This window comes from Streptomyces regalis (assembly GCF_001509475.1).
Classification (GTDB): Bacteria; Actinomycetota; Actinomycetes; order Streptomycetales; family Streptomycetaceae; genus Streptomyces; species Streptomyces regalis.
The window spans coordinates 1-20905 of record NZ_LLZG01000399.1 but is presented as its reverse complement, the minus strand read 5'-3'; the positions used below and the strand labels follow the sequence as shown (position 1 = coordinate 20905).

19 protein-coding genes are annotated in these 20905 nt (G+C 71.1%); 11 read left to right on the top strand and 8 right to left on the bottom strand.

Translation table 11 applies throughout. The features are described 5' to 3' along the window. Positions 1-88: 88 nt before the first annotated feature. Both uvrB and ADL12_RS42645 read right to left on the bottom strand, forming a co-directional pair. On the bottom strand, positions 89-2236 hold the full coding sequence (gene uvrB / locus ADL12_RS42650) for an excinuclease ABC subunit UvrB (protein ID WP_062713594.1): 2148 nt from the start codon (positions 2234-2236) through the stop codon (positions 89-91). A gap of 40 nt (positions 2237-2276) precedes the next feature. Beyond that, positions 2277-3143 carry an MHYT domain-containing protein gene (locus ADL12_RS42645; protein ID WP_062713592.1) on the bottom strand — a complete coding sequence of 289 codons (867 nt, stop codon included), beginning with the start codon at positions 3141-3143 and terminating at the stop codon, positions 2277-2279. A 278-nt stretch (positions 3144-3421) separates the two neighbouring features. On the opposite strand from ADL12_RS42645, the gene ADL12_RS42640 reads away from it, so the two are divergent. The 3 genes from ADL12_RS42640 to ADL12_RS42630 all read left to right on the top strand — a co-directional run bounded on the left by ADL12_RS42640 (position 3422) and on the right by ADL12_RS42630 (position 6412). Then, positions 3422-4291, top strand: coding sequence for a glycerophosphodiester phosphodiesterase (locus ADL12_RS42640; protein WP_062713589.1), 870 nt, complete (start codon positions 3422-3424; stop codon positions 4289-4291). Between the two features lie 82 nt (positions 4292-4373). Continuing rightward, positions 4374-4928 (top strand): methylated-DNA--[protein]-cysteine S-methyltransferase, encoded by a 555-nt coding sequence (locus ADL12_RS42635; RefSeq protein WP_062713588.1) that lies wholly within the window; start codon positions 4374-4376, stop codon positions 4926-4928. A 200-nt stretch (positions 4929-5128) separates the two neighbouring features. After that, positions 5129-6412, top strand: a complete 1284-nt coding sequence (locus ADL12_RS42630) for an MFS transporter (RefSeq protein WP_062713774.1) — start codon at positions 5129-5131, stop codon at positions 6410-6412. Positions 6413-6671: 259 nt separating this feature from the next. Here the strand turns inward: ADL12_RS42630 and ADL12_RS42625 are convergent, their stop codons facing one another. Continuing rightward, positions 6672-7100: a VOC family protein gene (locus ADL12_RS42625; RefSeq protein ID WP_062713585.1), complete on the bottom strand. Its 429-nt coding sequence runs from the start codon at positions 7098-7100 to the stop codon at positions 6672-6674. 99 nt (positions 7101-7199) lie between these two features. On the opposite strand from ADL12_RS42625, the gene ADL12_RS42620 reads away from it, so the two are divergent. Together ADL12_RS42620 and ADL12_RS42615 are read left to right on the top strand one after the other, a co-directional pair. After that, positions 7200-8108, top strand: coding sequence for a pseudouridine-5'-phosphate glycosidase (locus tag ADL12_RS42620; RefSeq protein ID WP_062713583.1), 909 nt, complete (start codon positions 7200-7202; stop codon positions 8106-8108). Further along, on the top strand, positions 8105-9046 hold the full coding sequence (locus ADL12_RS42615) for a carbohydrate kinase family protein (protein WP_062713581.1): 942 nt from the start codon (positions 8105-8107) through the stop codon (positions 9044-9046). Before ADL12_RS42620 ends, ADL12_RS42615 begins: the two co-directional genes overlap by 4 nt. 80 nt (positions 9047-9126) lie before the next feature. Here the strand turns inward: ADL12_RS42615 and ADL12_RS42610 are convergent, their stop codons facing one another. Then, positions 9127-9921 carry a methyltransferase gene (locus ADL12_RS42610; RefSeq protein WP_062713579.1) on the bottom strand — a complete coding sequence of 265 codons (795 nt, stop codon included), beginning with the start codon at positions 9919-9921 and terminating at the stop codon, positions 9127-9129. A 314-nt stretch (positions 9922-10235) separates the two neighbouring features. Between ADL12_RS42610 and ADL12_RS42605 the strand changes: the two genes are divergently transcribed. Further along, entirely contained in the window at positions 10236-11363 is a 1128-nt protein-coding gene (locus ADL12_RS42605) for a magnesium and cobalt transport protein CorA (RefSeq protein ID WP_062713577.1), read from the top strand. Between the two features lie 99 nt (positions 11364-11462). On the opposite strand, the gene ADL12_RS42600 is transcribed toward ADL12_RS42605, so the two are convergent. From ADL12_RS42600 to ADL12_RS42590, 3 genes are all read right to left on the bottom strand, one after another. Beyond that, positions 11463-11900 (bottom strand): CBS domain-containing protein, encoded by a 438-nt coding sequence (locus ADL12_RS42600; RefSeq protein ID WP_062713575.1) that lies wholly within the window; start codon positions 11898-11900, stop codon positions 11463-11465. Positions 11901-12033: 133 nt separating this feature from the next. Continuing rightward, on the bottom strand, positions 12034-12447 hold the full coding sequence (locus ADL12_RS42595) for a PPOX class F420-dependent oxidoreductase (RefSeq protein WP_062713573.1): 414 nt from the start codon (positions 12445-12447) through the stop codon (positions 12034-12036). A gap of 95 nt (positions 12448-12542) precedes the next feature. After that, positions 12543-13184, bottom strand: coding sequence for a nucleoside/nucleotide kinase family protein (locus tag ADL12_RS42590; RefSeq protein WP_208614734.1), 642 nt, complete (start codon positions 13182-13184; stop codon positions 12543-12545). 297 nt (positions 13185-13481) lie between these two features. Between ADL12_RS42590 and ADL12_RS42585 the strand changes: the two genes are divergently transcribed. The 3 genes from ADL12_RS42585 (at position 13482) to ADL12_RS42575 (ending at position 16599) form a co-directional block, all read left to right on the top strand. Next, a complete protein-coding gene (locus tag ADL12_RS42585; protein ID WP_062713572.1) occupies positions 13482-14177 on the top strand; it encodes a DUF2293 domain-containing protein in 696 nt (231 codons plus the stop codon). A gap of 311 nt (positions 14178-14488) precedes the next feature. Further along, positions 14489-14968 (top strand): anthrone oxygenase family protein, encoded by a 480-nt coding sequence (locus tag ADL12_RS42580; protein ID WP_062713570.1) that lies wholly within the window; start codon positions 14489-14491, stop codon positions 14966-14968. A 143-nt stretch (positions 14969-15111) separates the two neighbouring features. Further along, complete coding sequence (locus ADL12_RS42575; protein WP_062713567.1) at positions 15112-16599, top strand: glutamate synthase subunit beta; 1488 nt, start codon at positions 15112-15114, stop codon at positions 16597-16599. A 45-nt stretch (positions 16600-16644) separates the two neighbouring features. On the opposite strand, the gene ADL12_RS42570 is transcribed toward ADL12_RS42575, so the two are convergent. Then, positions 16645-17178 (bottom strand): carboxymuconolactone decarboxylase family protein, encoded by a 534-nt coding sequence (locus tag ADL12_RS42570; RefSeq protein ID WP_062713565.1) that lies wholly within the window; start codon positions 17176-17178, stop codon positions 16645-16647. A gap of 47 nt (positions 17179-17225) precedes the next feature. On the opposite strand from ADL12_RS42570, the gene pdxR reads away from it, so the two are divergent. Continuing rightward, complete coding sequence (gene pdxR / locus ADL12_RS42565) at positions 17226-18761, top strand: MocR-like pyridoxine biosynthesis transcription factor PdxR (protein WP_062713563.1); 1536 nt, start codon at positions 17226-17228, stop codon at positions 18759-18761. A 290-nt stretch (positions 18762-19051) separates the two neighbouring features. Next, positions 19052-20905 (top strand): PEP/pyruvate-binding domain-containing protein (locus ADL12_RS42560; RefSeq protein WP_107120172.1); only part of this gene is annotated, 1854 nt, incomplete at its 3' end.

Genomic DNA, 20905 nt, shown 5'->3' with positions numbered 1-20905 from the left:
GTCTTGCAACACAGCGAGTACTTGGAGGCCCTCAGAGCCCCATTCGGCCGGCGCCGGTCCCGGGTGGACCGGCGCCTGTGCGGGCCCGTCAGGACAGGCCCGCCTCCTTCATCTGGCGCAGTTCCTTCTTCATCTCGGAGACCTCGTCGCGCAGTCGGGCCGCGATCTCGAACTGCAGATCCGCGGCGGCGGCGCGCATACGCTCCGTCAACTCCTCGATCTGCTCGGCGAGATCGGCCGCCGGACGGTCGGTCGGCACCGTCTCCTTGGCCTTGCCCTTGGCGGGCTTGGCTGCCTTCGCACCCTTGGCCGCCTTGTCGCCGAGGGAGGGCACGGGAGCCTTGGTGCCCCGGCCGTCCTTCTTCGCCCGGTAGCCCGAGCCGAGCAGCTGCTCCGTGTCGACGTCCTCGCGGGCGATCTGCGCGACGATGTCGTTGATCTTCTTGCGCAGCGGCTGGGGGTCGATGCCCTTCACCTTGTTGTACGCGACCTGCTTCTCCCGGCGGCGGTTGGTCTCGTCGATGGCCTTCTCCATCGCCGGGGTGATCTTGTCGGCGTACATGTGGACCTGGCCGGAGACATTGCGCGCCGCGCGGCCGATGGTCTGGATGAGGGAGGTGCCGGAGCGCAGGAAACCCTCCTTGTCGGCGTCGAGGATCGCCACCAGAGACACCTCGGGAAGGTCGAGGCCCTCGCGAAGGAGGTTGATGCCGACCAGGACGTCGAACTCGCCCGCGCGCAGCTCGCGCAGCAACTCGACGCGGCGCAGCGTGTCGACGTCGCTGTGCAGATAGCGCACCTGGATGCCGAGCTCCAGGAAGTAGGCGGTGAGGTCCTCGGCCATCTTCTTGGTGAGGGTGGTGACCAGGACGCGCTCGTCCTTCTCTACGCGCCCCCGGATCTCGTGGACCAAATCGTCGATCTGGCCCTCGGTGGGCTTGACGACGACCTCGGGGTCGACAAGGCCGGTGGGGCGGATGATCTGCTCGACCTGGCCGTCCGAGCGGGAGAGCTCGTAGGTGCCCGGGGTCGCCGACAAGTAGACGGTCTGCCCGATGCGCTGCTGGAACTCCTCCCACTTCAGAGGGCGGTTGTCGAGGGCGGAGGGCAGGCGGAAGCCGTGGTCGACGAGGGTGCGCTTGCGGGATGCGTCGCCCTCGTACATGGCGCCGATCTGCGGCACGGTGACGTGCGACTCGTCGATGACGAGCAGGAAGTCGTCGGGGAAGTAGTCCAGCAGGGTGTTCGGCGGGGAGCCGGGCTCGCGGCCGTCGAAGTGCATCGAGTAGTTCTCGACACCGGAGCAGCTGCCGATCTGCCGGAGCATCTCGAGGTCGTACGTCGTGCGCATCCGCAGGCGCTGGGCCTCCAGGAGCTTGCCCTGCTTCTCCAGCTCGGCGAGGCGCTCGCCCAGCTCCTTCTCGATGTCGTTGACGGCCCGCTCCATGCGCTCGGGGCCCGCGACGTAGTGGGAGGCCGGGAACACGTACAGCTGCTCGTCGTCGCTGATGATCTCGCCGGTGAGCGGGTGCAGCGTGGACAGGGCCTCGATCTCGTCGCCGAACATCTCGATGCGGACGGCGAGCTCCTCGTAGACCGGGAAGATCTCGATGGTGTCGCCGCGCACCCGGAAGGTGCCACGTGTGAAGGCCAGGTCGTTGCGCGTGTACTGGATGTCCACGAATCGGCGCAGCAGTTGATCCCGGTCGATCTCCTCGCCGACCTTGAGGGGGACCATGCGGTCCACGTACTCCTGCGGAGTACCGAGGCCGTAGATGCAGGAGACCGAGGCGACCACGACGACGTCGCGGCGGGTGAGCAGCGAGTTGGTCGCGGAGTGGCGCAGGCGCTCGACCTCCTCGTTGATCGAGGAGTCCTTCTCGATGTACGTGTCCGACTGCGGGACGTAGGCCTCGGGCTGGTAGTAGTCGTAGTACGAGACGAAGTACTCGACGGCGTTGTTCGGCAGTAGCTCGCGGAACTCGTTCGCCAGCTGCGCGGCCAGCGTTTTGTTCGGCGCCATCACCAGGGTGGGGCGCTGGAGCTTCTCGATCATCCACGCGGTGGTGGCGGATTTGCCTGTGCCGGTTGCGCCGAGCAGGACGACGTCCTTCTCGCCGGCCTCGATGCGCCGGGCGAGCTCGGTGATGGCCTGCGGCTGATCGCCGCTGGGCTGGTAGGGGCTGACGACCTCGAAGGGCGCCACCGTGCGTTCGATGCTGGAAACGGGCCGCATGGAATCCACCGTACGACCCGCCACTGACAACGCGGTCCGATCAGTGGTTCTGCGGGGTGCGGGAGTCCCGGTGCCCGAGGGTCCGGCGAGGCCGCAGCGGCGGGCGGCGGGTCGGGGGCGGGACGGTGGCGTGGGCCGGTACGCCCGGTTTGTGCTCGACGGGACCCCTGGTGGGTCTCCCCATGACCATCTGTGGGTCGAACAGCACGACCACGCCCGCGAGGAGCAGGAAGGCGAGTGGCCCGACCAGCATCGGCGCGAGCAGGGAGGCCGGCGAGTCACCCGTCGAGGGGGCCTCCGTGCCGTGGAGATGGACGCTGAGGGCGGCCATGCCGGTGTAGTGCATGCCGCTGACGGCGAGGCCCATGACGAGGCTCGCGCCCACGCTCCACAGGAACCCTCTGACCTGCCCGGCGGCCCACAGGGCGGCGGTGGCCGCAACCATCGCTATGACGACGGAGGCGGAGACGGTGAACGTGTTGTACTCCAGCCTGCCGTCGAGCCGCATGCCGGCCATGCCCAGGTAGTGCATGGAGGCGATGCCCAGGCCGGTGATGGTGCCGCCGGTGAACAGGGCCGTTCCGCTGGCGCCCTTGTAACCGACGATGAAGATCCCGATGCCCACCATGACGATGGCGACGGCCAGGCTCGCGAACGTCATCAGCTTGTCGTAGTGGATCGGCGTCTCCTTGACCGTGAACCCCATCATCGCGACGAAGTGCATGGTCCAAATGCCGGAGCCGATGGCCGCCGATCCCAGGGCGAGCCAGCCCGGGCGCCAGGACTGCGAGACGAGCATCGATCTGGTGGTGCAGCGCAGGCCGAGGGCACCACCGAGGCAAGCCATCAGGTAGGCCACCAGCGGTGTGACGAGTCCGTAGCTGAATCCGTCGATCGTGCCCTGCATACGCAGCTGCCTTTCCCGCCCTCTTACGTCCCGGAACTCTCTGAAATGCGCCCCCTCCCACGACCGACCGAGCGGTCAGGGTTGAGGCAGAGAGTAACCCCCACCGGAATGGTCGAACGATTCTCCGGCAAAGAAACACGGCCTTGCCCCAGTTGTGCGGCACAAGTGAGCGGGCCCGGGCAACTCCATTCAATCTGTGGCCATTCTGCACTCCCCCGCTGTTGACCCTCTGCTGTCACAGTTGAGCTGTCCGTGATCGCTCGACGCGAGGAGTACGCATGCACGCGCGCGCTGTAGCCGCCACGACGACCGCGCTCCTGGGAGCCGCCGCTCTTCTGCTCCCCGCCTCCGCCGCCCGGGCCGGCGCCGAGCGGCCCACGATCATCGCCCACCGGGGTGCCTCCGCCTACGCCCCCGAGAACACGCTGGCCGCCGTCGACGAGGCCGCCGAGTTGGGCATCAGCTGGGTCGAGAACGACGTCCAGCGCACCAAGGACGGCGAGCTGGTCGTCCTCCACGACGACAATCTGAAGCGCACGACCGATGTGGAGGAGGTCTTCCCCGGCCGTGCGCCGTGGAAGGTGAAGGACTTCACCGCCGCCGAGATCGCCCACCTGGACGCGGGCAGTTGGTTCGGCCCCGCGTACGCGGGCGAGCGCGTACCGACGCTGGAGCAGTTCATGGATCGCGTGGAGCTGCACCACCAGAAGCTGCTCCTGGAGATCAAGAACCCCGACCTGTACCCGGGCATCGAGCAGCAGACCCTCAAGGTCCTGGGCAATGAGGGATGGCTCGACCCGGACCACCTCGCGAGCCGGCTGATCGTGCAGAGCTTCAGCGTCGACAGCGTGCGAAGCGTCCACGAGCTGAAGCCGGCTGTGAAGACCGGCTTCCTGGGGACGCCGCCCGTGGCGGACCTGTCCTGGTACGCGAACTTCACCGACCAGATCAACCCCTCGCACTCCTCCATCTCCACGGACTATGTCGCCTCCGTCCATGAGCTCGAAGGACCGCACGGCGGGCCGCTGGAGGTCTTCACCTGGACCGTGAACGACGCGGACACCGCCCGGCTGGTCGGCAGGTACGGAGTCGACGGCATCATCACCAACAACCCCGACGTGGTGCGGGACGCGTTCCCCGAGGGCTGAGGCCCGACAGCGCCGGCACCCCCGCCCGGCAGCCGGGGCCCGCTCCCGGGGCGTTGTCAGTGGCGGGTCGTACGGTGGGCGCATGGACAGCCATGGGCAGTACGAGCAGCAGGTCGTGTGGGCCGTCGTCGGTACCGACATCGGTCCGCTGATGCTGGCCGCGACCCGCGGCGGCCTGGTCAGCGTCGTGTTCCACGCCACGGAGAGGGTGCGTGACAAGGCGCTCGACCAGCTGGCGTCCCGGCTGGGCGCCGAGCCGGTCGAGGCGCCCGGCTCTCCGCTGCTGGCCGAGGCGATACGTCAGGTGGAGGAGTACTTCGCGGGCGCCCGACGCGACTTCGAGCTGCCGCTGGACTGGTCGCTCATCTCCGGCTTCAACCGGCAGGTGCTGCGCGAGCTGGCGTCCGGTGTCCCGTACGGCACGGTCGTCGGATACGGCGATCTGGCCGGACGCGTCGGGCAGCCGGGCGCGGCTCAGGCGGTGGGGACGGCCATGGGCGCCAATCCGCTGCCGGTCGTCGTGCCCTGCCACCGGGTCGTGGAGAGCGACGGCGGCATCGGCGGGTTCGGGGGCGGCCTGGAGACCAAGCGGAAGCTGCTCGCGCTGGAGGGGGTGCTGCCGGAGCCGCTGTTCTGAGGCTTCCGGTCTTTCGCAGAGTTGGACAGGCGAGAGAAGGCAGCGAGAGAGGACAAGCGGGAGAAGAGGGGGGAGACTGCGCCTGTGACGACACTATTCACCCACATGTACGCGGCCGGTCAGGTGTGCTGTCCCGTGCCGACAGGTCCGGTGCGCCCCATGTCGGCCGCCCGGACGCACCGTACAGCCCGGCGTGCTTCGTGACCGCCGTCGAGCGTCAGGCCGTCGCGTCCGTCACGCCCGACCGGTTGCCGGCCCTGCGGCGCCGTATCTCGGCCGTGCTGATCGCGACGCAGATCCTGGGCGGGCTGGGCGTCGCCACCGGCATCGCGCTCGCGGCCGTCCTGGCGACGGAGGTCAGCGGCACCGAGTCGCTGTCCGGGCTCGCGCCCACCGCGACCGTGGCCGGTACGGCGGTGTTGTCGATGCCGCTGGCCGCGCTGATGACCGCGCGGGGGCGGCGTCCGGGGCTCGTCCTGGCCTATCTCATCGGAGCCGTGGGCGCCGGTGTCACGGTGGTCGCGGCCGGCATCGGGAGCTTTCCGCTGCTGCTCTGCGGGATGGCCGCGTTCGGCGCGGCCTCGTCGGCGAACCTCCAGGCGCGGTTCGCGGCCGCCGATCTGGCCGAGCCGGAGCGGCGGGCCCGTGCCATCTCCCTCGTCGTGTGGGCCACCACCATCGGCGCGGTCCTCGGCCCGAACATCGCCTCGCCCGCCGGTCGTAGCGTCACGGGCCTCGGGATACCCGCGGCGGCGGGTCCGTTCCTGTGGGCAGCCGGGATCTTCCTGATATCCGCGGTCGTAGTGGCCGTACTGCTGCGGCCGGACCCGCTGCTGACGGCGCGTGCGCTCGCGCCGGACGATGAGCACTCGGCCGCGGCCCGCTCGCTGCGCGCAGGGATGGCAGCCGTGGCCGCCTCCCCGCGGGCGCGGCTCGCGGTGGTGACCGTTGCCGTGGCGCACACGGCGATGGTGTCGGTGATGGCGATGACCCCGGTCGACCTGGCCCACCACGGTGCGGGCATCGATCTGATCGGGCTGGTCATCAGCGGGCACATCGCCGGCATGTACGCGTTCGCGCCGCTCATGGGGCGGTTGTCGGACCGGCTGGGGCGGCTGCCCGGGATCGGGCTCGCCGTGGGGCTGCTGGCATGCGCGGTGTTCCTCGCGGGCACGGCAGGCGCCGGCCACGGGCAGACGGCCGTCGGGCTCTTCGTGCTGGGCCTCGGCTGGTCGGCGGGGCTCGTCTCCGGGTCCGCGCTGCTCACGGACTCGGTGCCGCAGCCCGCGCGGGCCGCCGCTCAGGGGCTGTCGGACCTCGTCATGAACGCCTCCGCGGGCGTCGGTGGGGCGGCCGCCGGGCTCGTGGTCGCCAAGGCGAGCTACGGCTGGCTGAACTTCACCGCCGCCTGCCTGCTGCTCCCGCTGGCGGCGCTGGCGCTGTTCACACGCAGACGGGCGGCCGCCGTTCCGGCGGGCGACTGACGTCAGGCGTGGCTCGCCGGCACGCCTGACGCGCCGGGGACGGAGGAGGCCAGGAAGTCACCGGGCCGAAGGGAGGGCGATCACTCGACTACTCGAGTTTCCGGACGGACCGGGTGCCGCGCCCGAGAACGTCGGCCGCCAGTGTCGGCACCGGGTTCACGCGCGCGGGCAGTGCTCACGGCACCCCCGGGCTGTACGTCACGGACGACCCCGGAAGTACGTGCTCGACTCCGCATCGAGCGCTGGACGGCGTAGCGCGCTAGTCGTAGTGCCGGGCCTCGAAGATGTTGCCGTCGGGGTCGCGGAAGTAGAAGCTGCGCCTGGCCTTGCCGCGAGCGCCGAAGGAGTCGTACGAGTAGTCCGACACGGGTACGTCGTGCTCCTCCAGGTGGGTGCGCAGCCCGTGGAAGTCGGCCTCCGGCAAGGACAGGCAGACGTGATTGACCGGATGTCCCGCGCTCCGGGCGGCTCCGGGGAGCATCTTCATGCGCTCCGCCATGGCCATCGGCATGAGGTCGAGGATGGTCTCCTCGTTGACGCGCACCGAGGGGAACGGCGCCTCGCCTGCGGTGAACTCGCTGAGCCTGATGGGCGCCATGCCGAGCGTCTTCTCGTAGAACTCGGCCGAGGCGGCCGGGTCGCTCACCCACAGGACCACGTGGTCGAGACGTGTCGTGTTGTCGGTCATGCGTCCAAGGCTGGTGTCGTCTCCCACAGGCCGCAAGGGTTTGACCGGGCGTGCCGCCCGCCAGAGATGAGGGAAGACCGAACGACAGGAGGCAGGCGCGTGGTGCTGGTGGTGTCCGAAGAAGTACGGGAGGCGATCAACGCGCGTCAACCCGTAGTGGCCCTGGAGTCCACGATCATCGCGCACGGGCTGCCCCGCCCGCGCAATCTTCAGGTGGCCCTGGAGCTGGAGGACGTCGTACGACGGGAGGGCGCGGTTCCCGCGACGATCGCGGTGCTGGACGGGCGGCCCCATGTCGGACTGGACAAGGAGCAGTTGGAGCGGATCGCGAACGAGGACGGGATCCGCAAGCTGGGGCACCGGGATCTGCCGCTCGCGGTGGCCTCCGGGGCGAGCGGGGCGACCACGGTGTCGGCGACGGCTCTGCTCGCGGCCCTCGCGGGCGTACGGGTGTTCGCGACGGGCGGGCTGGGCGGCGTGCACCGGGAGTGGACGGTGACGCAGGACGAGTCGGCCGACCTGGGGCTGCTGGCGCGCACGCGGATCACGGTGGTGTGCGCCGGCGTGAAGTCGATCCTGGATGTCCCGGCGACCCTGCAGCGGCTGGAGACCCTCGGTGTCGCGGTCGCCGGCTACCGCACGGAGCACTTCCCCGGCTTCTATCTCTCCGACTCGGGGCATCCGGTGGACTGGACGCTTCAGTCGGCTCGGGAAGTGGCTGAGGTGATGCGCGCTCAGGACGCGCTGGACGGGCCGGAGTCGGCGCTGATCGTCGCCAATCCGGTACCGGAGGCGGAGCAGTTGGATCCCGAGCTGCACGCGCGTGTGCTCGCCGACGCACTGCACGCGTGCGAGGAGCAGGGCATCACCGGTCAGGCGGTTACGCCGTTCCTGCTGGACTACTTGGTACGGAACACGGACGGGGCCTCACTGAGCGCGAATCTTGCGGCGGTGCGCGGCAACGTACGGCTGGCGGGGCGGATCGCGGCGGCCTGGGCCGGTGCGTGAGCGAGCCGGGGAACGGGCCCGTCCCTGCCGACGCGCGCGACGGCGCGCTGCTGGTCGTCGGGGACGTGGTGACGGACGTCATCGCCCGACACCGGGGGCCACTGGCCCCGGGTACGGACACGGCCGCGGCCATCCGGACGGTGCCGGGCGGCGCGGGCGCCAACGTGGCCTGCTGGGCCGCGCATTGGGGTGCTGCGGAGGTGCGGCTGCTGGGGCGGGTCGGCGCGGACGCGGCCGCGTGGCACGAGCGGGAGCTGACTGCGAGCGGAGTACGGCCTCGTCTCGTCGTGGATCCGCAGGCGCCGACCGGGACGGTGATCTGCCTGGTCGACACGGGCGCCGCTGCCGAGCGGACGTTCCTCACCGACAGCGGGGCGTCTCTGCGGCTCGGCCCCGAGGACTGGTCGGACGCGCTCCTCGACGGTGTCGCCCGGCTGCATCTCTCGGGCTACCTGCTGTTCTCCGAGCCGAGCCGGGCGCTGGTGGCGGTGGCTCTGGCGTCGGCACGCGCGCGTGGTGTGCCGGTGAGCCTGGATCCGGCTTCGGCCGGTTTCCTCGTGGAGCTGGGCGTCGACCGTTGCCTGGCGCTGGTGGAAGGAGTGGACGTCCTGCTGCCCAGCCGTGACGAGGCATGCCTGCTCACGGGGTTGGCCGACGCGGCGGACGCGGCAGCCAAGCTGAGCCGCCATGTGCCGCTGGTGGTCGCCAAGCAGGGCGCGGACGGTGCGCTGGTGGCCCGGTCCGGCGCCGTGCGTGCCCACGTCCCCGCCGCGCCGGCGACGCCGAGGGACACCACGGGAGCGGGCGACGCCTTCACGGGCGCCTTCCTCGCGGCCCTGCTCGCGGGTGCCGGACCCGAGGATGCGGCGCGGGAGGGGTGCCGGGCGGGCGCGCTGGCAGTGAACCGGGTGGGTGGAAGGCCGCCCACGTCGAAGTGACGGCAACCGGCCCCTACTGCACCGCTGCCCCTGCTGCCTCAGCGGCCTCTGCTGAATCCACGTCAGCTCTCGCTGCCTGCCTACGCCTTGCGGCCCCATGCCGAGATCATCGGGGCGGTGGCCAGGTCCATGCCACCGGCGGCGACGTTGGCGAGGTGGCGGTCGATGTCCTCGTCGGTGGCGAGGCCCTCGGTGACGAGTTGGTCGCGGATATGACGGATGGTGGCGGACTCCAAGTCGGCGCAGGCAGGCGAGGCGACCGGGAAGTACGCGTCGGCCTCCACCTGGCGCAGACCTGCCTCACGGAGCAGACGAGGGAGCCTGCGGCCGTAGGAGAGGTCGGCGCCACGGTCGGCCAGCAGTTTGCGGAAGCCGCTGCGGAGTCGGTTCGCCAGTTGCTGTTCGGGTCCGTACTCGTCGGGGCAGAGCAGGGGCTGCAGAGCGGGGTCGGCGTCCTCGATCAGGAGCCGGCCGCCGGGACGCAGGGCGCTGATCATCGAGCGCAACGCCCGTTCGCGGTCCGGCACATGCACGAGCACGAGCCGGGCGTGCACCAGATCGAAGCCCTCCCCCGGCGCCTCGTCCGCACCCACGTCGTGGACGCGGACCTCGACCGGCGGACGGGCGGCCGGGGTGAGCCGTGAGGTGTCGATGTCGGTCGCGACGACCCGTCCGGTCGGGCCGACCTTCTTGGCCAGCCAGGACACCACGGAGGTGCCGCCGGCGCCCACCTCCCAGCAGAGCCAGCCGGGTCCGACACCAAGCCGTTCGAGGTGTCGGAACGTCGTGGGGTCGAAAAGGGTGGCGAAGGCATCGAAGCGCTCTCCCGCCTCGTCCTGCCGATTGTCGAGGAGATACCCGTCGGTTCGCGTCATGATGCGATCATCCCAGTTGTCCTCCTTGTCCGAAGGGGGCGACGCTCGGCAGGGCGGCCCCGAATTCGGCAGGACGGCCCTGAATCCCGTACGGCCGCCCCCGTCGAGCGGCGACACCGACGCGGACTCTTCATCCACAGCCGGGAACAAAGCGGAACCACCTGCTCCCACAGGCTTACTCACGTCTCACACCCACCTGGCAAACTGGCCAGCCACGGCGCAGAGATGCGGCGCACCGCGAGCGAGCGGAAGGGGCTGGAGTGCCCCGGAGGCGAGTCGCACATCAATGGGGAGATCCACGCAAGGAGATCCAGATGTCCATGGCAGGGAATCTGCGGAAGGTCACGGGCCTCAGCAAGGTCGGCGGCCTCCGCAAGGTGGCACGGCTGACTCGACGGCGCCCCCGCGTCGACCTCAGCCATCCCGCCAGGTCCCCGCTGGGCTCCTCGGTGGTGAACTGCGTGACGTACCGGGACGGCGTGCGGGTCCCGGAGAGCGGCGATCTGGTCGACGTCGTGCAGAGGGTGCGCAAGCGCGGCGCCGGATTCGTCTGGCTCGGCCTCCATGAGCCGACGGACCAGGAGTTCGCGGGCATCGCCGAGTTGTTCGCCCTGCATCCACTGGCCGTCGAGGACGCGGTCGAGGCGCATCAGCGGCCGAAGCTGGAGCGCTACGACGAGACGCTGTTCGCGGTGTTCAAGACGGTCTGCTACGTCGAGCACGAGGAACTCACGGCGACGAGCGAGGTCGTGAACACCGGCGAGATCATGGTGTTCGTCGGCCGGGACTTCGTGATCACGGTGCGGCACGGACGGCACGGCTCGCTGGGCCCGTTGCGCGAAGAGCTGGAGTCGAGCCCCGAGCAGCTCGCCCAGGGTCCCGCGGCGGTGCTGCACGCGATCGCGGACCATGTGGTCGACGACTATCTGAACGTCACCGACTCGGTGCAGGAGGACATCGACCAGGTCGAGACGGACGTGTTCGCGGAGAACGGCGCGCGGGCCGACCCGGGGCGTATCTACCAGCTCAAGCGGGAACTCCTCGAACTGAAGCGGGCCGTGGTGCCGCTGAGCCGCCCGCTCGAGGAACTGGCCACGCGTCCCATCCGGGTGGTCGAGCCGGAGATACAGGCCTACTTCCGCGACGTCTCCGACCATCTGCTGCGGGCCAAGGAGCAGATAGCCGCCTTCGACGAACTGCTGAACTCCATCCTGCAGGCGCACCTGGCACAGGTCACGGTCGCGCAGAACGAGGACATGCGGAAGATCACGGCATGGGCCGCGATCGTCGCCATACCGACGATGGTGTGCGGGCTGTACGGGATGAACTTCGACTACATGCCGGAGCTGCGCTGGACGTACGGCTATCCGCTGGTCATAGGCGTGATATCCGTCGCGTGTGTGGCGCTGCACCGAGGCTTCCGGCGCAACGGATGGCTCTGACGCTCCCTCCCGCCGACCTGTGGCCGACTGCGACGCGTCCCCGTCCGGCACGGTCGGCCGGACGGGGACGGCTCAGAAGGTGAGGGGACGTTCGCCGGGTCAGTGCGTCGTCGGCGCCGTGGTCCTGGCGTAGACGCTCTCGGCCCAGTGGGCGACCTCGTTCTCCGGCAGGTTCCGGGCCAGGTCGGCCTCGCTGATCATGCCGACCAGGCGCTTGTTCTCGATGACCGGGAGCCGGCGGATCTGGTGCTCCTTCATCTCCCGGAGCACCTCGCTGATGTCGGCGTTGGCATCGATCCAGCGCGGGGTGCCGTGGGCCATCTCGCCGGCGGTGACCTTGCTCGGGTCGCGACCCATGGCCACGCAGCCGATGACGATGTCACGGTCGGTGAGGATGCCGCAGAGCCGTTCGTTCTGGTCGCTGATGGGCAGGGCTCCGACGCCCAGCTCGCGCATGAGCTGAGCGGCGCGGTCCAGGGTCTCGTGGGCCGGGATCCACTGGGCGCCACGGTGCATGATGTCTCCGGCAGTGGTCATGGAGTACCTCCCGATGCCGGACGGCCGGCGCGGCGCAGGACGCACCGCTAGTCCCGGCGCCCTTCATTCTCGCCGTGCCACCCGGCACCCGCACCCGGAACCGAGCGGTAACGGCCCCGGCAACGGTCGCCGCTCAGGCCGAGAAGCCCACGATCTTCCGCGGGACGACGCGGATGATCACACGGGTCTCGTCGTCCTTCTCGGCGGGCGGGTCGATGCCCAGGTACTTGTGCGAGAGCTCGAAGGGGAGTCGCTTGGCCTCGTCCGGGAGTATCTCGGCGGTGCCGCGGATCTCGACCGAGGTGTAGGGGTTGGCGAGGTCGTAGACCGAGACGCTGATGCGGGGGTCGCGGCGGAGGTTGCGCACCTTCTGCCGGGCGTCGACGGAGGAGAAGAGCACGGTGTCGCCCTCGCGTTTGATCCAGACCACCGAGTTCTGTGGGGCACCGTCGGGGCCGAGGGTGGCCACGCTGGCGAAGTTCCTGCCGTCGAGCAGGGAGCGGACGGAGTCGTCGAAGGAGATCGGATCACTCGTGGAGGTCGTCATGGAGACAGAGTAATTAAATGCACGTGCATATAGAAGGGGTTCTGCCGATCACGACTCAACTTCTCAATAGCCCAACTACACGAACGCTCAACCGCTCAACCACTCCACGCCGGATGCCGCGGATCGTCGGCGCGTACCAGGACGTCCGCCGTACCGGCAGGGCCGGTCTCGTGGTCGTAGCGCTCGAAGGCGGGGAGGGTCCAGTGCTCGGTCTCGGGGGTACGGCGGCGCAGGGCACCGGGCGAGAGGAGGACGTGGACGGTCAGGTCGAAGGGGAACCAGTGACGCAAGAGGAGGGGGCCGTGCAGCAACAGGACGCCGCCGGGCGGGAGTTGGACGTGGGAACTGCGGGTGGCTCGGTCGGTGACCGGGTCCCACAGGTCGGGCAGGACGCGACCGTCACCGCCGGGTTCGAGGGGGCCGAAGACCTCGCGCCACAAGGCACCGGTGTCGTACCAGCCGTCGTAGTAGGCGTCCACGTCCCGGTGGCCGTACTCCAGGCGGATCGAGGCAGGGCGCAGGAAGCCCTCCGTGCCGACGGCGAGCGAGGGGCGGCCGCGTATGCGCAGCGCCTCTCCGACGCGCTCGGCGAGGTCTCCCGGGCGGCCCGCCGGGGCGCCGTCGAACGCGATGCGCGGCCACGGGCTGCCATCGGCCGGCTTCAGGTCGAGCAGCCGCTCCGCCAGCAGGTCGCCGAGCCGGTCCCAGGTGATCGCTTCGAGTCGCACACGGCCCATGATGCGACAGGGTGGTGCCGAGGTGCGGCGCGCTCCGCGACCCCACCCTCGCTTTCGCCCTCGCCCGCGCCCTCGCCCTCGCCCTCGCCCTCAATCAGACCGTCCCCCGAACAGGCCGTCCCCCGAACAGGCCGTCCCCCAAATCCGATCAAGCCGCCCCGGACCCGATCAAGTACCCCCCCGGCCACGCTCGCCCCCGCCCCAGACCCGGTCGGGCAGCCCCCCGGCCTGATCAGACGGCTCCTCTGCCCCGGTCAGGGAGTTCCCCAGGCCTGCCCCGAGGGGAATGAAACCGGTATGGCACACCTCGCAACTTCCCCGCCCCGCACCGGCCTTCTCGTGATCCAGCCCCTCAAGCGGCGGCGCTGCGCGGAGTGTCATGCGGGGCCGTTGCAGATGCTCGTGCTGGAGGAGGGTGCGCCGCGGTGTCTCGACTGTGCCGACCTCGGGCATCTGGTGTTCTTGCCACGGGGCGACACGGCGTTGACGCGTCGGTCTCGGGAGGAGAGTGCGCTGTCGGCGGTGGTCGTACGGTTCAACCGACGCAGGAGCCGTTATGAGCGGCAGGGCGTCCTCGTCGAGGAGGCGGGGCTGGCCCGGGCCGAGGAGCGGTGCCTGGCGGACGCGGAGGCGCGGCGGCGGCGCCGGGTGCGGGACGCTCGGCGGCGGGAGCGGAAGGACGTGCGGTTCGCGGAGGCGTTCGCCGGGGAGATAGGGCGGCTGTTCCCGGGGTGTCCGGCGGACCGGGCCCAGGCCATCGCCGCGCATGCGTCGGCACGGGGCAGTGGACGGGTGGGGCGGAGTGCGGCGGGGCGGGCGCTGTCCGAGGGGGCGGTGACGTCGGCGGTCGTGGCGTCCGTACGGCATATGGACACGCCGTACGACCAGCTGCTGATGAGCGGGGTGCCGCGGCACGAGGCTCGGCGGCGGATCGCGGCGGCGGTGGAGACGACGTTGCGGGGGTGGCGGGCGGAGGTGTCGGGGATCGGCTGAGGGTGGCCCGGGGAGACAGCCGACGGAGTCAGTGACAGCCGAGCCGATGCCGCCGCGCGGGGCCCCGGGGCGAACCGCCGGGAGGTGAACCCTCGGCAGGCGAACCGGCCCCCCGCGCACTGCCCGTCAAGGCGCGACCACCGCACGACCACCACGCGACGTTCGCCGCCGCGTCCCGCCCTCCGCCCCCTGGACGCTCGCGCATGTGCTCGCGCCGCTCGGCCATGGTCACTGATCTCGTGCAGGTTTTCACTGGTAGTGATGGAGCGAGCCGGGCAGGATCCCGGCGGGACGCGGGAGTTGACGTTGACATGATTGATGGACCGTACTTCGTACTGATCGTGATCGGTGTGGTCGGGACCGGTCTCGTGGCCGGGGTCTTCTGCGCCTTCTCGACCTTCGTGATGCGCGGGCTCGCCGCACTGCCGCCCGCACAGGGCGTGGCCGCGATGAAGGCGATCAATGTGACGGCGTTGACGCCGGCGTTCATGCTGGTGTTCGTCGGGTCGGCGGTGCTGTGCGCGGTGATCGCCGTGGTGACGTTCGTACTCTGGCCGGACGAGGGGACGGTCGAGCTGCTGCTGGGCAGTGCGCTGTATCTGTTCGGCTCGTTCGGGGTCACCATGGTGGCGAACGTGCCGCGCAACGAGGCGCTGCTCAAGCTCGACGCGGGCACTCCGGAGGCGGCCGCCTACTGGCCGACGTACGTGCGCGAGTGGACGACGTGGAACCACGTTCGCATGGCCGCCTCGGCCGCCGCGACGGTCTGCTACGTACTGGCGCTCAGCTGACCCACCCCCGGTGTCGATCCACTCCGAGAAAGCGCTGTCCCCCACTCTGCGCACGTGGCCAGTGGGACGTATCGTTGCCGAAAGAGTGCCGCCCGATGACGCACGGCTGCAACACGTCACACGCGCACGCAAGGAAGACGGCCATGGCCGATCCCAAGGGTTTCCTGACCACCCCCCGCCAGGACTGGCCGCGCCGGCCCGTCGAGGAGCGGGTCGAGGACTGGGACGAGGTGTACGTCCCCGGGGCGCTGCTGCCCATCATCAGCAAGCAGGCCGACCGCTGCATGGACTGCGGCATACCTTTCTGCCACGACGCCTGCCCCCTGGGCAATCTGATCCCCGAGTGGAACGACCTGGTGTCGCGGGAGGACTGGCGGGCGGCCGCCGACCGGCTGCACGCGACGAACAACTTCCCCGAGTTCACGGGGCGGTTGTGCCCGGCGCCGTGCGAGGCGGGCTGCGTGCTGGCGATCAACCAGCCGGCCGTCACCATCAAGAACGTCGAGTGTGCGATCGCCGACCGGGCCTGGGAAGAGGGGTTCACGCCGCCGCGGCCGCCGGACCGGCTGTCCGGGCGCACGGTCGCGGTGATCGGGTCGGGGCCCACCGGGCTCGCCGCGGCGCAGCAGCTGACCCGGGCGGGGCACACGGTCGCCGTGTACGAGAAGGACGACCGGATCGGCGGGCTGATGCGGTACGGCATCCCCGAGTTCAAGATGGAGAAGCACCATCTGGAGCGGCGGATCGAGCAGATGCAGGCCGAGGGGACCAAGTTCCGTACGTCGACGGCGGTCGGGCGGGACATCGGGGCCGCGGAGCTGCGGTCGCGCTACGACGCCGTGGTGATCGCCACGGGGGCCACGGCCTGGCGTGAACTGCCCCTTCCCGGGCGAGAGTTGAGCGGCATCCATCAGGCGATGGAGTATCTGCCACTGGCCAACAGGGTGTGCGAGGGAGAACTGGAGACGTCCCCCATGTCCGCCGCCGGGAAGCATGTCGTCATCGTCGGCGGCGGGGACACGGGGGCCGACTGTCTCGGCACCGCCGTGCGCGAGGGTGCTGCGTCCGTGTCGCAGTTGGACATCTACGCCCAGCCGGGCGCCGAGCGGGACGAGGACGCCGAGCCCTGGCCGACGTACCCGAAGATCTACCGTCTGTCGGCCGCGCACGAGGAGGCGCGCGATCTGGAGACGGCACCCGCGGCGGACGCGGACGCGCGGCTGTTCGCGGCCTCCACGCTCCGCTTCACGGGGGACGCCGACGGGCACGTACGGTCGCTGCAACTGACCGAGGTGGACGCCCAGCGTCGCCCGCTGCCGGACACCGGGCGGTCGCTGCCGGCCGACCTCGTCCTGCTCGCCCTCGGCTTCTCCGGGCCCGACCGGGGAGACGGGCTGATCGACCAGCTGGGGCTGGAGATGGAGCCTCGCGGCACGATCACGCGGGATGCCGGCTTCGCCACGAACGTCCCCGGCGTGTTCGCCGCGGGGGATGCCGCCCGGGGGCAGTCGCTCATCGTGTGGGCGATCGCCGAGGGGCGGGCGGTGGCAGCGGCCGTCGACCGTTATCTGACGGGGAGTTCGCGGTTGCCGGCGCCGATCTCGCCGTACGACCGCCCCATGACCGTTTGACGGGTCGGCGGCCGCGGCGGGTTGGGCACCGCAGTGCCGCCTCCCTCAGCGCCGTTCGTCCGTCCCGGCCACCTTCCCCGTCGCCAGCGCCACCCTGTTCCACGTGTTGATCGTGAGGATCAGGGACAGTACGTGCGCCAGTTCCCCTTCGTCGAAGTGTGCTGCGGCCTGGGCGTAGGCCTCGTCGGAGACCCCTCCGTCGGCCACCAGGGTCACCGCTTCCGTCAGGGCCAGGGCGGCCTGTTCCTGCTCGGTGAAGAAGTGGCGGGCCTCGCGCCAGACGGCGACCAGGTGCAGCCGGTCCTCGCTCTCGCCGGCCTTGCGGGCGTCGTTGGTGTGCATGTGGAGGCAGTAGGCGCAGTGGTTGAGGTGCGAGGCGCGGATCTGGATCAGTTCGACGAGCGCCGGGTCGAGGCCCTCGCGGGCGGCGGCGTCGAAGCCGATGAGGGCGCGGAACACCTTCGGGGCGGACTTCGCGAAGTCGAGGCGGGTGCGGGCGGCCTCGGCCTCGTCGATGGACTCGGCGATGGACTCGGCGATGGACTCGGCGGGCTTGGTGTCGATCGTGTTCGTCGTCATGTGGATGAACCTACGGGCCGAAAAGACCGGCTGTAGGGTGCATTTCCATGGCAAAATCGTGGGTCAATTCCGCGGAACGGATCGGTGCCGACCTGCATCTGGACCTGTCCGAGCCGCCCGGGTCGTCCGGGCCGGGTGGGCCCGGCGAGCCCGGCGGACGGCGGGCCGCATTGGCCCGTGCGCTGCGCGAGGCCGTGCGCAGTGGGCGGCTCGCGCCCGGCACCCGGCTGCCGCCGTACCGCTCACTCGCCGCCGACCTGGGAGTCGCCCGCAACACCGTGGCCGACGCGTACGCGGAGCTGGTGGCCGAGGGCTGGCTCACCGCCCGCCAGGGCTCGGGGACGAGGGTGGCCATGGGGGTACCGACCATCCCCCTGAAGCAGCCGGGGAGCGCCCGATCCCTGCGAGGGGCCGAGCGGATGCCCCGTAAGACGCCTCCACGCACGCGTGGACCTCGGCACGACCTGCGGCAGGGCACCCCGGACGCGTCGGCGTTCCCGCGTGCGGCCTGGCTGGCCTCCTATCGGCGGGCCCTCCAGCAGGCGCCGAACGAGGTCTTCGGGCCCGGTGATCCCGCCGGACGCGTGGAACTGCGGGAGGCGCTCACCGAGTACCTGGCACGCGCGCGTGGGGTGCGCACCGAGCCGGGCCGGATCGTGATCTGCTCCGGCTTCGCGCACGCCCTGCGGCTGCTGTTCGGGCAGGACAGGGGCGGGGGCGGCGGTGTGCTGCGCGGTCCGCTGGCCGTGGAGGCGTACGGGCTGGGCTTCCACCGGGAACTGCTCGGCGCCGCGGGCGTACGGACCGTACCGCTTCCCCTCGACGAGGACGGCGCACGCGTCGACCGGCTGGCGCGCGAGCGGGCCGTGCTGCTCACGCCCGCGCACCAGTTCCCGACCGGCGGCCCGCTGCACCCCGAGCGCCGCGCCGCCGTGATCGACTGGGCACGCGCGCGTGGGGGCGTCGTCCTGGAGGACGACTACGACGGGGAGTTCCGCTACGACCGCAGACCCGTCGGCGCCGTCCAAGGGCTCGACCCCGAGCGAGTGATCTTCATCGGCTCGGTCAGCAAGAGCCTGTCGCCGGCGGTGCGCCTCGGATGGATGGTGCTGCCCGAGCGCTACGTCGACGACGTGCTCGCGGCCAAGGGCGAGCGGGAGGCGTGGGCGAGCGTCCTCGACCAGCTGAGCCTGGCCGACTTCATCGTCTCCGGGGCGTACGACCGGCATGTACGGCGGATGCGGCAGCGGTACCGGAGCCGCCGCGACCGCCTCGTCGCGGCGCTCGCCACGCACGCGCCGCACGTCGAGGTCACCGGCGTCGCCGCCGGACTGCATGCGGTGCTGCGGCTGCCGCCGGGCACCGAGCGCTCCACGGTCAAGGCGGCCACCTGGCAGGGCATCGCCCTGGACGGCCTCGCCGAGTTCCGGCACCCGGACGCCATGGAGACGGCCATGCCGGTCCGTGACGGCGTCGTCGTCGGATACGCGACGCCCCCGGAACATGCGTACGGTGCGGCGCTGGAGGCGCTGTGCGGGGTGCTGCCGCCGGGCGAGGAGCGGGGGCCGGGCGGCGACGAGTGAGGTGCGAGGGCCGGGCGGCGAGGGCTGCCACTGTTGAATGATTCACCCATGAATGAGTCGCCCATTCCCGGCATACCACCGCATTTCAATTTGTTCTCCCATGTGTCCGAAAAGTGGCTTCCGGGCTACATGTATCCGCAACAGGAGTGGGATCATCGGAGCAGGAGGCGTGCTGTCGTCGTACCCGGGCCGGGACGGCAGCGGCTCGCCCCCATCCTTCGTTCCGTCGTCAGGCGCAGGGCCACCCCAGCGCGTCCCCCCTGTTGGCGGTCGGTCCTGGAGGGTGTTCGATGACGACGCTCGATGAACGTCACGGAGAAGGTGCACGCGACGCGGATGAGTTCCGGGGCGATGTCGCCTTGGGCGAGGTCGAGGCGTACGGTCCGGCCATCGTCCCGCTGGACCACCCTGGCACCGCGATCCCCCGACTGATGGGGTCCAAGGCCGCGAACCTCGCCCGCGCGGCCCGCGCCGGACTGCCCGTGCTCCCCGGTTTCGTGATACCGCACCAGGCAACGCGCGACACGGTCGCCCTGCGGCGCGCCTGGGACGAGCTCTCCGACGGCGGCACCCGCCCGCTCGTCGTACGGTCCTCCTCCCCGCAGGAGGACACCGAGGAGTCGTCCCTGGCGGGTCAGTTCGCCTCGGTGCTCGACGTACGCGGCTGGCGGGACTTTCGTACGGCCGTACAGACCGTGCTCGACTCGGCACACCGGTCCGACGGGTCCACGGCACCGATGGCGGTGCTGGTGCAGCCCATGCTCACGGCACGGGTCGGCGGGGTGATGTTCGGTGCCGACCCGGTCGCGGGGCGGGCCGACCGGCTGCTGGTCAGCGCCGTGCGCGGCGGGCCGGACAGCCTGGTCAGCGGCGCGCGGGCCGGCACCGACTACTGGCTGAGCGGGCACGGACGGCTCCTGCGGACGGAGTCTTCGGAGGGCCCGGCGACGCCCTCCGGTTCGTTGCTCACGCGCGTCGAGCTGTTCCGGCTGGCGCGGCTGGCGCGGCAGGTCCGTCGGGTCTTCGGCGGGCCGCAGGACGTCGAGTTCGGGTTCGACGCGGACGGGCGGCTGTGGCTGTTCCAGAGCCGTCCGATCACCGCGATGGCGGCGCGGCCGGCCCGCGGGGCGCGGCTGCTCGGGCCCGGTCCGGTGGCGGAGACGCTGCCCGAGCAGCTGGCGCCGTTGGAGGAGGACCTGTGGGTGGCGCCGATGGCCCGTGGGCTCGCCGCCGCACTCGACATCGGAGGTACCGCGCCGCGCCGACTGCTGAACTCGATGCCGGTGGTCACAACGGTCGCCGGGCGTGCCGCCGCCGATCTGCGGCTCCTGGGCGCCGTGCCGCCGCGGCTCCGGTGGCTCGCACTGCTCAACCCGGCACCCGGAGCGCGCCGGCTCACCGCGGCCTGGCGGGTGGGTCGCCTCGCGTCCGCCCTGCCCGGGCTGGCGACCGACCTCGCCGCGGACGTCGACCGCCGCCTCACCGAGATCCCGTCACCGACCGGGCTCTCCGGCTCTGCCCTGGCCGCGGAGCTCCGCTGGGCCCGCCGGGTCCTGGTCTCCCTGCACGCCCAGGAGGCCCTCGCGGGAGCCCTCCTCGACGAACCGCCCAAGAGCCGCACGGCGTCCGGCACGGCCCTGGCCGAGGCCCGCGCCCTGGGCATCAACGACGACCAGGCGGTCGCCACGGACCCGGTGATCCTGGCCCTCACCGCCCCGAGCCTGCGCGGACGGGGGCCACTGCAGGGCGCTACAGCGACGCCGCCGACGGCGACGACCGAATCCGGCCAAGCTGCGCCCCAGGCCACGGAGACGAACCGCACGTGGGCGACGGTCATCGGTCACGTGCCGAGACCGGACAGGACCACACCGAGCCAGGACGAACCGACCCGCATCCGCGCAGCGAACGGCACCGCCCGCCCCGAACCGCAACCGGCCCGGCCCTCACACGCCACACGCACGGCCAACGGCAGCCGCCCGCCCGCGCCGCGCCCACCCGGCCTCGATCCGGCACGGCGAGGCACCCTTCGAACCCCCACGAGCGCGGCCTTCGCCATCTACGCCACTCCCCACACAGGCGCCACTCGGGCCACCTGGCACACAGAGGCCGCCCAATCCACTGCACCCGCAGACGCCACTCACGCC